The following is a 10,534-nucleotide window of genomic DNA, read 5'->3' as shown; positions in this document are numbered from 1 at the left end:
GTTTGATACGGCTGTGGTAACCGAAATCAAACCATCAGGAAAGGCCGTTGCCCACTCGACACGCCGACTAGATCCACGGGAAAGAAACTCCACTTTCAAATAGTCGGCGCATCACCAACTGACCCTTTTGAATAATCCTCCATGTTGTGCAGGCGCAGGCCCGCGCGCACGTATTCCACGAACGGGTGAATTAGTTGTGCGGTCGGGATATCGGGCGGAACCGCTACGACAAGTCCGTCGCCGCGGTCCTCCGAATAGCATTGGCGAAAATCGACCTCCGATTTGACGAAGGCGTTCTCGATGAGCGTGTGCAGGCTGTCGCGCAGATAGATCTGGACTTGCAGGTTCTTGCGCTGCCTGCCGAAACCGACCACGTCGGCGGCGACCAGACTGCACCTTCCCGCGGGAACCCATGTTGTTCGTCGTTCGGTCATGCCAGCCTCCCCAGCGGCTGTCGAATCCGGTGCTGCAAAGTCGTGACGGGGTGGCGGTGCGCCGCTGCCGTGTGCCGTGAGCCCGCTCAGTCGGAGCGTGTGACTGGGACTACAGTAGAGCATGCGTTGCGGCGACCAAAAGAGCATGACGACGCCGATGGCTAGCAGACTTTCGTGTGGCTCACGTGATGGAGCGAACGTCTCCGGCTGGGCTCCAGATTAATGACCAGCTCTCATCTACTCGACATCTGCTGAAGTAAGACGCCTCTCGGTGGTGGGGCGCACTGCAGCAGAAGTACTGCTCAAGTGTGCGGGCCGAAAGGGACGTGAACACGTTCTGAATTCGGCTCGGTTGCTGGGGAGCAACAGCTGAACCCGGGGATGAATTGGCCGGTCGTGTTCAGGTGAGCTGAATTCTTCAGTCGAGGTTCAGCGGGCTGATGCTGAACCAGTGGCACCGGACCGGAGCGTGCTGCCGGAGCCTGACGCGCCGGTGCGGAAGCCGGGGCCTGGTCGCCCGGCGGCGGGAGCCCATCGGCCGACGTTCGGGTCGATATCGTGGAAACTGCGTGCGTACCCGCTTTACCTCTACTTCTTTTTCTTTATCGCCTCACGCCAGATGATCTTGGCGATGCTCGGCCTGACCGCGGTGGTGACCACGGCCATCGCCTTGCCGACGTAGCGCTTCTCGGTCAGCTCACGCAGCATGCTCGCCGCGAGGTCGGCCCGGGCGGTGAAGAAGAACGCGCCGCCGACGTGCACCGCATCCACGGGCCGGCGCTGCGCGCGGCGCTCCACGGGCGGGGCTGCCCGGCCGACCGGTCAGGCGCTGAACGACCCGACGTCGGTCTGCCACAGACCGTCGCCGGCGAGCACGTACAGCGTTCGGCCGATCAGGGTCACCGCCGTCACCGCGCCGCTCGGGCCACCGACCGGACCGTCCAGCCGTCGCGGTCCGGGAACGCGATCCGCACCGCGTCGCCGTCGTTGATCACCTGGGTCGGCCGGCCGTCGACGTCGACCGGGGCCGCGAGCTTCTCGTCGTCGGCCACCGCAACGGCCGGGACGCCGGCCAGGCGCGCCCACCTGCCGTCGGTCAGCGACCACACCGCGAGCTTGTCGTCGACCCGGCCGGCGATCGCGCACGCCGACTCCCAGCACCGGGCCGCGACCGCGACACCCGGCGCGGCGGCGTCGGGCAGCGCCGTCATGGTCCAGCCGGTGTTCCCGGCACCCGACTGCCACACGACCGGTCGCTGCTTCCCGCCGGACAGCTCCCAGCCGGCGACGAGGATGCCCTGCCGCAGCGCCGTCGCCGCCATCGGGAACTTGAGCGACTCGCGCCGGTTCTCCAGCGCCGTACCGGCCGCGGGCCCGCGGAGCCACAGGTCGCCGTCCTGGGTCCAGATCCTGATGTCCAGGCCGACTTGCTCGCTCTCCCACGTCCCGACAAGCATCGGCCCCGCCGGCGTGTGTACGGCGGCGGTCAGGTCGCCCGCGCCGAGGCCGCCGAACGTGCTGAAGGCCTGCTCCTTCTCGGTGATCCCCGCGTCCGACCCGGTCCACGCGCTCCACCGGACATTGCCGTGCGCGCCGCCCCGCTTGCCGCCGATCGCGACGATCCGCTCGCCGTCGGTCGTGAGCGAGTACCAGAACGCCTCGCGCCCGTACGGCGTGCCGGGGTGCACCGCGATCTCGGCGATCTTGCCGTCCGGGCCGCGCCGCAGCAGCCCCGGCACGACCTGCGCGCCCTCCCGCCGCACGCCGATCAACAGCGTGTCACCGGTGCCCGCGAGGACTTCCGGGGTCCCGCCGGCCGGCAGCACGACCCTGGTGAACCGCACCGGCCCCGGCTCGTCGGTGCTGTCCGCGCCGCAGCCGGTGAGTACCAACAGTGCCACGGCCAGCGCCAGAGGGAACCGGGCGGGGCGGCTGCGCATGACGCACAGTATTCCTGGGCTCACACACGGCTGAACCCGCTTCCATGTCACGGCTTGGCGAAGAACGCCGAGCCGCGCGAGGCGCGAAGCGAGCAGTTGCCACAAACGTGTCTTGACCACACGGATCACACGGTCCAAGCTCTGTTGGCTCTTGATTCACGATCACGCCCTCGGGGAGGACGGCCACCGATGACGCCACCCGCGATTCCCGCGTTCCCGGACGGGTTCCAGTGGGGCGTCTCCTCCTCGGCGTACCAGATCGAGGGCGCGACCGACGCGGACGGGCGCGGTCCGTCTACTTGGGACACCTTCTGCGCCCGGCCCAACACGGTGCTCGGCGGCGACACCGGTGCGGTGGCAACGGACCACTACCACCGCTACCGCGAGGACGTCGCGCTCATGGCCGAGCTCGGCGTCGACACCTACCGGTTCTCTGTCTCGTGGTCGCGCGTGCTCCCGGCCGGCTGGGGCGAGGTCAACCAGGCAGGCCTCGACTTCTACGACCGGCTCGTCGACGAGCTCTGCGCCGCCGGCATCGCCCCCGCGGTCACGCTCTTCCACTGGGACACCCCGCAGGTCGTCGAGGACGCCGGCGGCTGGCTCAGCCGCGACACCGCCTACCGTTTCGCCGACTACGCCACCGTCGTCGGCACGAAGCTCGGTGACCGGGTCAGGATGTGGATGCCGCTCAACGAGCCCATGGTGCTCACGATGTTCGGCTACGCGGTCGGCGCGCACGCCCCCGGCTGGCAGCTGATGCTCGAGGCACTCCCGGTCGCGCACCACCAGCTGCTCGGGCACGGCCTCGCCACCCACGCGCTGCGGGCGACCGGTGCGCAGCGCATCGGCATCGCCAACCATCATGTGCCGGTGTGGTCCGCGTCCGAGGCGGTCGCCGACCGCACCGCGGCCCACACCTACGACGCGCTCGTCAACGACCTGTTCGCGGCACCCGTGCTCCTCGGCAAGTACCCGGACGACTTCGCCAACGCGATGCCCGGCCCGGTGTCGGAGGACCTGAAATCCATTTCCACGCCGCTGGACTGGTACGGCGTCAACTACTACCAGCCGAGCCGGGTCGGCGCGCCGCAGCCGGCGACCGCCGCCGCGGTGATCGACGGCGTCGCCATGCCCGACGGGCTCCCGTTCGAGTTCCCGCCGGTCGACGGCTACCCGATCACCGACTTCGGCTGGCCGGTGGTGCCGGACGGGCTGCGCGAGGTCCTGGCCGCGCTCAAGGCCAAGTACGGCGACCGGCTCCCGCCGGTGTACGTCACCGAGAGCGGCTGCGCGTACAACGACGGCCCGGACGACGACGGTCGGGTCGCCGACGTGCGGCGGATCGACTACCTGGACGGGCATGTACGCGCCGCCCGGCAGGCGATCGACGACGGGATCGACCTCCGCGGCTACTTCGTATGGTCCATTGTGGACAACTTCGAGTGGGCGGTCGGATACTCGCAGCGGTTTGGGCTGGTCCATGTGGACTACGACACGCTGGAGCGCAGGCCGAAGGACTCCTTCCACTGGTACCGCGAGCTGATCAGAGCCCAGCGTTGACCACCCTGGCCGAGCCGACGGAACGGGTCCCGGCACGCTGGACCGCGCTGCTGTCACTCGCCGGGCTCGGCCTCTTCACCGCCTGGTACGGGCCGATCCAGGTGCTGCTCGGCAAGCAGGCGGAGGAGCTCGCGCCAGCGAACAAGGAGCTTGCGCTCGGCCTCGTGGTCGGGCTCGGCGCGGCCGTGTCGATGGTGGCGAACCCGCTGTTCGGCGCGCTGTCGGACCGGACGACGTGGCGCATGGGCAGGCGGCTGCCGTGGACCGCGCTCGGCGCGGCAGGCGGCGCGGTGAGCCTGGTCGTGCTCGCCGTCGCGCCGAACATCGCGATGATGGCGCTCGGCTGGTGCCTCGCGCAGCTGACCCTGAACGCGATGTTCGCCGCGCTCGTGGCGGCGGTGCCCGACCAGGTGCCGCACCGGCAGCGCGGCATGGTCGGCGGGTGGATCGGCGTCGGGCAGACGCTCGGCATCGTGGCCGGCTCCGGCCTCGCGGCGGCAGTCGGCGGGCTTGCCGCCGGTTACCTCGTGTGCGCCGCGTTCCTGCTGGTGGCGACCGTGCCGTACCTCGGACTGCGGCGAGACACCGTGATCACCGAGCCGCCCGCGTTCAGCTGGCGCGGGTTCTGGGTCAGCCCGCGGCGGTTCCCGGACTTCGGCTGGGCCTGGCTGACCCGGTTCCTGATGAACCTGGGCAACAGCATCGCGATCGTCTACCTCCTGTACTTCCTGCAGGACGCGGTCCACCACGACGACCCGGACGGCGGCGTGTTCGTGCTGACCGGGATCTACGCCGCCACCCTGCTGTCCACCGTGGTCGTCGGCGGCATCTGGTCGGACCGGGTCGGGCGGCGCCGGACCTTCGTCTGCTGGGCCGGGATCGTGATGGCGGTGGCCGCGCTGCTGCTCGCCGCGTGGCCGACCTGGACGGGTGCGCTGGTGGCGGCCGCGGTGCTGGGCCTCGGGTTCGGCGTCTACACGTCGGTCGACTTCGCGCTGATGACCGAGGTGCTCCCGGCGGCGGGCGACCGGGGCAAGGATCTCGGCGTCATCAACGTGGCGAACGCGTTGCCGCAGGTCCTCGCGCCCGCACTGGCGGCGCCGATCGTCACGTATCTAGGTGGGTACCCGGTGCTGTACGGATTGGCGGCCGCCGTGGGGCTTGCCGGCGCGGTGCTGGTGTTCAAGATCCGCGCGGTCGCCTGAGCGCCAACCAGGTTTACGGGGATTCCACCTTTCGTTTACGCGCTGTTAGAGTGCTGCGAATCATGCCTGGAACCGACAGCCGCCGAGGCCCCGCGCTCCCTGACGCCGCCGGGAGCGCCTCCGCAACCACCGCCGGCGCAGCCCTCGTCGATCGGGACGGCGTTCGGGTCGCCGCCGACCAGCAGGCGGTCATCGACGTCCTGTTCGACGGCCAGTGGGTCTGGTCCTTCCACGCCGGCCGCGACACCCGGGCCGCCGGGAAGCGCAGGCTCGCCTCCTGGCCGGTCAACCTCAGGCCGTTCCTGCGCGGCACCGGCCACGTCACCGTCCGCGAGCGGTTCTCCGAGGAGACCCTCTTCGACGGCGACTACGCGTTCGACGACAGCGACCACCGCGTCAAGATCGTCGACGGGCAGGGCAGGCCGCTCATCGTCGACAAGGGCGGCGACATGCAGTGCTCGTTCGCCGAGCGTGGCCAGGCCACCGTCGACGCGTTGCTCGACGCCGTCGAGGACGTGCTCGCCCGCATGCGGGGCGCCGGGGTGGACGCGTTCCTCGCGTTCGGCGCGCTGCTCGGCGCGGTGCGTGACGGGAAGTTCATCCCGCACGACTCCGACGCCGACGTCGCCTACCTCAGCGAGCACCGCAGCCCGGTCGACGTCGCCCGCGAGTCGTTCGCGCTCGAGCGGGTGATGATCGAGGCCGGCTACTGGACCTGGCGCTTCTCCTCGGCCGACTTCAAGGTCATCGTCCCGGACCCGGAGGGCGGCCGGGCGATCGACGTCTTCGCCGGGTTCGTCGTCGAGGACACCTTCTACCTCATGCCCGAGGTGCACTCGACCACCTTCCGCCAGGAGGTCATCCTGCCGCTGGGCGAGATCGAGCTCGAAGGTCGCAAGATCACCGCGCCGGCCGATCCCGAGGCGCTGCTGGAGATCACCTACGGCCCGCACTGGCGCATCCCGGACCCGTCGTTCAAGTTCGAGACCCCGCACCGGGTGCGCCGCCGTCTCGACGGCTGGGCCCGCGGCAACAACAACAACCGCCAGCACTGGTGGCCGTTCTACTTCGGCAGGTCCAGCGCCGCCGTCTCGGACAACCCGTCGCCGTTCGCGCAGTGGGTGCACGACCAGGAGCCCGCCGACGCGGCCATTGTGGACATCGGCTCCGGCACCGGCCGCGACTCGCTGTGGTTCGCCCGCGAGGGACACGACGTGCTGGGCCTGGACTACATCCCCGCGGCCACCGAGCGGGCCGGCAACCTCGCGGAGAAGGACGGCCTGCCCGCGCGGTTCCAGACGTTCAACCTCTACGACATCCGCCAGATCCTGGCCATGGGCGGCGACCTTGCGCACCGCGCCGCGCCGCCGATCCTCTACGGGCGCTTCCTGATCCACGCGCTCGAGGACTTCGGCCGGCACAACCTGTGGCGGGTGGCGGGCATGTGCCTGCGCCGGGGCGGGAAGTTCTACCTGGAGTTCCGCACCGGCCTGGACGCCGGTGTGGAGAAGGAGTTCGGCGAGCACTTCCGCAAGTACCTCGAGCCCGACGTGGTGGTCGCGGAGATCGAGGAGCGCGGCGGGCAGATCGAGCATCGGGAGGCCGGATACGGCCTGGCCGTCTACAAGAACGAGGACCCCCACGTATGCAGGCTGGTGGCAACATGGAAACACTGAAGACGAGGCTGCGTGCCGGGACCCGGGACATCGTGTTTCGGCAAGCCAAGCGGCTCGCCCGGGTCGTCGGCGTGGACGAGGAACTGCGCCGGCTGCGTGACCGGGTCACCGAGCTCGAGCACGAGGTGCAGGAGACGCGCAGGCTGCACCAGCGCCTCGCCGAGCTGACCGACGTCGTCACCGAGGTGCTGGTGCCCGCGGCGGACCGCGAGGACGACAAGATCCGCGCGATCCTCGCGAAGTACAACCGCACGTCCTTCTAGCGCGCCCGGCCACCGGCCCTCGACCTCGGCGATGTCCATGTCGGTGGTCGGTCGGGTCGCGGGTCAGGGTTCTCTCCGGGTGATGCCCGATGTCACGGGGCCTCCGCGGGCCGATCCTGGTATGTGGGCGCCCGTGGACCGGCGCCCACAGGAGGAGGGAGCTCTCGTGGAGATCACCGGGATCATTACGGCCATCATCTTCGGGGCGGCTGTCGGTGGGCTCGGGCGGCTCATCGCCCCCGGAAAGCGGCAGCTGTCACTGTTCGTCACCATTCTTGTCGGAATCGTGGCCGCCGTGGCGGGCACCGGGGTGGCGGGCATCATCGGCGTCGCGGACACGCCGGGTGTCGACTGGACCGAGCTCGCGCTGCAGGTCATCTTCGCCGGTGGGGGTGTCTCGCTGCTGTCCGGGGTGCGGGCGCGCCAGCCGCGGTAACCCTGGTGTCCCTTGGCCCCCTGGCGCCCGCTGCGGCCCACGCAACCAGAACCACGGGACACTAGTATCGCGTGACCCTGAAACCTTTACGCCGCTGCGGCCAACGCGGCCCCTGGATGCGTTGGAGAAAAGCCCAAGTACATCCAGTACGAGCGGCTTTCCTCCGCCTTGCCAGGAGCCACGTTGATCCACAGCGGACGCAAAGGTTTCAGGATCACGCGACACTAGCGGTGGAAATACCCGCACAACAGCGCGCATTTTCACCGAACCGCTCCTGAACGGGCATTCCGCCTGAGTATGCTCGCGGCTCGCGGGCAACCCGGTGGCGGGATGCCGAGGGTGGGGCTCGGGAGGCATTGCACATGGGCGAGTTCGTCGACGCCGCGCTGTCCTTTCCCGCTGTACTCCTCAGTTTCCTGCTCGTCGTCGTCGTTCTCTACTGGCTGCTGGTCGTGCTCGGGACGCTGGACATCGACGTCGGGGGCGGGGACGACGTCGGCGGGGACGACGGTGGTGGCGACGACGGCGACGGCGGCGGCCTGCTCGACGGGCTCGGGCTCGGCGGCGTCCCGGTCACCGTCTCCCTTTCCGTACTGATCATCTTCGCGTGGTTCGTCAGCCTGGTCGGCGGGTTGCTGCTCGTCGGCCTCGACGGCGCGCTCGCGACCGCACTCGGCATCGGGGTGCTCGTCGTCGCGATCGTCGTGGGGCTGCTCGCGGCGCGGCTCATCGCGCTGCCGCTGCGCAAGCTCTACGTCTCCGGCCTCGAGCCGTCCCGCGCCGACTTCATCGGGCGCGAGTGCGTCGTCCGCACCGGCAAGGTCTCCACCGACTTCGGCCAGGCCGAGGTCACCGCCGCGGACGGGTCGTCCGCGGTCATCCAGGTCCGCCAGACCGGCGAGCACGAGCTGACCGCCGGCCGCCTGGCGCTGATCTTCGACTACGACACCGACGGCGAGTTCTTCTGGGTCGCGCCGGCCGCCACCTGATCAAGAAAGGTCCACGATGGAGCCAATCCTCATCGCGATCGGCGTGGTGCTCGCCGTTCTGCTCATCCTCCTCATCGCCATCAGCCGCCTGTTCCTCAAGGTCGAGCAGGGCAAGGCGCTGATCGTCTCCAAGGTGCGCAACGTGCACGTCACGTTCACCGGCGCGGTCGTGCTCCCGGTGCTGCACAAGGCGGAGACGATGGACATCTCGGTGAAGACCATCGAGATCGAGCGGACCGGCCAGGACGGGCTGATCTGCCGGGACAACATCCGCGCGGACATCCGGATCACGTTCTTCGTGCGGGTCAACAAGACCGTCGAGGACGTCGTCAAGGTCGCCCAGGCCATCGGCACCGCACGGGCCAGCGACCAGGTGACGCTGCAGGAGCTGTTCAACGCCAAGTTCTCCGAGGCGCTCAAGACCGTGGGCAAGCACCTCGACTTCGTGGACCTCTACACCAAGCGCGACGAGTTCCGGGATCGCATCCTCCAGGTGATCGGCACCGACCTCAACGGATACAGCCTCGAGGACGCGGCCATCGACTTCCTCGAGCAGACCCCGCTCGCGCAGCTGGACACCAACAACATCCTCGACGCGCAGGGCATCCGCAAGATCACCGAGCTCACCGCGATCGAGCACGTGCGCACCAACGAGTTCACCCGCAACGAGGAGAAGGAGATCACCCGCCAGAACGTCGACGCCCGGGAGGCCATCCTCGAGCTGGAGCGCCGGCAGGCCGACGCGGAGAACCGGCAGCACCGTGAGGTCGAGACCATGCGTGCCCGGGAGGAGGCCGAGACCGCCAAGGTGGCCGCCGAGGAGCGGCTCAAGGCCCAGACCGCGAACCTGCGCACCGACGAGCAGCTCGGCGTCCAGGACCAGAACCGGGCCCGCGAGGTCGCGGTCGCCGAGAAGAACCGCGAGCGGGTCATCGCGATCGAGACCGAGCGGATCGAGAAGGACCGCCAGCTCGAGGTCGTCGGCCGCGAGCGGGAGATCGCCCTCGCGAACGCCGCCAAGGACAAGGAGGTCGAGGTCGAGAAGCGCTCGGTCGCCGAGGTCGTCCGGGAGCGGATCGCGGTCGACAAGACCGTGGCCGAGCAGGAGGAGAACATCAAGCGGCTGCGCGCGGTCGAGGAGGCCGAGCGGTCCCGCCAGGCGATCGTCATCAGGGCCGAGGCCGATGCGCAGGAGAGCCTGGTCAAGGACATCAAGGCGGCCGAGGCCGCGGAGGCCGCCGCCAAGTTCAAGGCCCGCGAGGAGCTGCTGCTCGCCGAGGCCCGCCAGCAGGCCGCCGAGCTCGACGCCACCGCCAAGATCCGGCTCGCCGAGGGAATCCAGGCCGAGGCGGCCGCCGAGGGGCTGGCCGACGTGCAGGTGCGCGAGCGCGGCGCCGAGGTCATCGAGAAGGAGGGTCGCGCCGAGTCGATCGTGATCCGGGAGAAGGCGCTGGCCGGCGCCGACGCGCTGCGCGAGAAGCTCAAGGGCGAGGCCGAGGGCCTCACCGAGAAGGCCGCCGCGATGGCCACGCTGGACGATGCCTCCCGCGGGCACGAGGAGTTCCGGCTCCGCCTCGAAACCGAGAAGGACGTCCGGCTGGCCGGCATCCAGGCGCAGCGTGAGGTCGCCGCGGCGCAGGCCTCGGTGCTCGCGAAGGGGCTGGAGAAGGCCGACATCGACATCGTCGGCGGCGACACGGTGTTCTTCGACAAGCTCATGGGCTCGATCGCACTCGGCAAGGGCGTCGACGGCTTCGTGGAGAACTCCGAGGTGGCGCAGAAGCTCGCGGGCCCCTGGCTCAACGGCGAAGCCAACTTCGCCGACGACGTCAAGCAGATCCTGACCTCGCTCGGCAGTGACGACGTGAAGAACCTGTCGATGTCGGCGATGCTGATGAAGCTCATGAAGGACGGCGGCCCGAACGCGACCCGCATCCAGGAGCTGCTGAACGGCGTGCCGGCCGTCCCGGTCACCGTGGCCGAGCCGCCGGCCGCCGTCATCGCGTCGAAGCAGTGACCCACACGGTGACG

The 10,534-nt window shown here is 69.5% G+C and carries 10 protein-coding genes; 7 read left to right on the top strand and 3 right to left on the bottom strand.

Annotation, left to right across the window (positions count from 1 at the left end):
- Positions 1 to 95: 95 nt before the first annotated feature.
- The 3 genes from GEV28_RS16500 to GEV28_RS16490 form a co-directional block, all read right to left on the bottom strand.
- Positions 96 to 434 (bottom strand): hypothetical protein, encoded by a 339-nt coding sequence (locus GEV28_RS16500; protein WP_291412959.1) that lies wholly within the window; start codon positions 432 to 434, stop codon positions 96 to 98.
- A gap of 588 nt (positions 435 to 1,022) precedes the next feature.
- Entirely contained in the window at positions 1,023 to 1,205 is a 183-nt protein-coding gene (locus tag GEV28_RS16495; protein WP_291412958.1) for a hypothetical protein, read from the bottom strand.
- A 137-nt stretch (positions 1,206 to 1,342) separates the two neighbouring features.
- A complete protein-coding gene (locus GEV28_RS16490) occupies positions 1,343 to 2,374 on the bottom strand; it encodes a hypothetical protein (RefSeq protein WP_291412957.1) in 1,032 nt (343 codons plus the stop codon).
- Positions 2,375 to 2,563: 189 nt separating this feature from the next.
- Between GEV28_RS16490 and GEV28_RS16485 the strand changes: the two genes are divergently transcribed.
- From GEV28_RS16485 to GEV28_RS16455, 7 genes are all read left to right on the top strand, one after another.
- On the top strand, positions 2,564 to 3,934 hold the full coding sequence (locus tag GEV28_RS16485) for a GH1 family beta-glucosidase (RefSeq protein WP_291412956.1): 1,371 nt from the start codon (positions 2,564 to 2,566) through the stop codon (positions 3,932 to 3,934).
- Positions 3,931 to 5,139: an MFS transporter gene (locus tag GEV28_RS16480; RefSeq protein WP_291412955.1), complete on the top strand. Its 1,209-nt coding sequence runs from the start codon at positions 3,931 to 3,933 to the stop codon at positions 5,137 to 5,139. Before GEV28_RS16485 ends, GEV28_RS16480 begins: the two co-directional genes overlap by 4 nt.
- Before the next feature lie 62 nt (positions 5,140 to 5,201).
- The gene (locus GEV28_RS16475; protein WP_291412954.1) at positions 5,202 to 6,815 is read left to right on the top strand and encodes a methyltransferase domain-containing protein; all 1,614 of its coding nucleotides are present in this window, start codon (positions 5,202 to 5,204) and stop codon (positions 6,813 to 6,815) included.
- Positions 6,803 to 7,078 carry a DUF6752 domain-containing protein gene (locus GEV28_RS16470; RefSeq protein ID WP_291412953.1) on the top strand — a complete coding sequence of 92 codons (276 nt, stop codon included), beginning with the start codon at positions 6,803 to 6,805 and terminating at the stop codon, positions 7,076 to 7,078. Before GEV28_RS16475 ends, GEV28_RS16470 begins: the two co-directional genes overlap by 13 nt.
- A 166-nt stretch (positions 7,079 to 7,244) precedes the next feature.
- Positions 7,245 to 7,514, top strand: a complete 270-nt coding sequence (locus GEV28_RS16465; RefSeq protein WP_291412952.1) for a GlsB/YeaQ/YmgE family stress response membrane protein — start codon at positions 7,245 to 7,247, stop codon at positions 7,512 to 7,514.
- A 362-nt stretch (positions 7,515 to 7,876) separates the two neighbouring features.
- Positions 7,877 to 8,503 carry a hypothetical protein gene (locus GEV28_RS16460; RefSeq protein WP_291412951.1) on the top strand — a complete coding sequence of 209 codons (627 nt, stop codon included), beginning with the start codon at positions 7,877 to 7,879 and terminating at the stop codon, positions 8,501 to 8,503.
- A 16-nt stretch (positions 8,504 to 8,519) separates the two neighbouring features.
- Complete coding sequence (locus GEV28_RS16455) at positions 8,520 to 10,520, top strand: flotillin family protein (protein ID WP_291412950.1); 2,001 nt, start codon at positions 8,520 to 8,522, stop codon at positions 10,518 to 10,520.
- The last annotated feature ends 14 nt before the right edge of the window (positions 10,521 to 10,534 follow it).

This window comes from Actinophytocola sp., assembly GCF_009379765.1.
GTDB lineage: Bacteria > Actinomycetota > Actinomycetes > Mycobacteriales > Pseudonocardiaceae > Actinophytocola.
The sequence above is the reverse complement of the archived record's forward strand: the minus strand, read 5'-3'. Positions and strand labels throughout refer to the sequence as shown.

Coding starts and splice junctions, on each gene's coding strand:
- GEV28_RS16500 (WP_291412959.1), bottom strand. CDS start 434: ATGACCGAACGACGAACAACATGGGTTCCCGCGGGAAGGTGCAGTCTG.
- GEV28_RS16490 (WP_291412957.1), bottom strand. CDS start 2,374: ATGCGCAGCCGCCCCGCCCGGTTCCCTCTGGCGCTGGCCGTGGCACTG.
- GEV28_RS16485 (WP_291412956.1), top strand. CDS start 2,564: ATGACGCCACCCGCGATTCCCGCGTTCCCGGACGGGTTCCAGTGGGGC.
- GEV28_RS16475 (WP_291412954.1), top strand. CDS start 5,202: ATGCCTGGAACCGACAGCCGCCGAGGCCCCGCGCTCCCTGACGCCGCC.
- GEV28_RS16470 (WP_291412953.1), top strand. CDS start 6,803: ATGGAAACACTGAAGACGAGGCTGCGTGCCGGGACCCGGGACATCGTG.
- GEV28_RS16460 (WP_291412951.1), top strand. CDS start 7,877: ATGGGCGAGTTCGTCGACGCCGCGCTGTCCTTTCCCGCTGTACTCCTC.
- GEV28_RS16455 (WP_291412950.1), top strand. CDS start 8,520: ATGGAGCCAATCCTCATCGCGATCGGCGTGGTGCTCGCCGTTCTGCTC.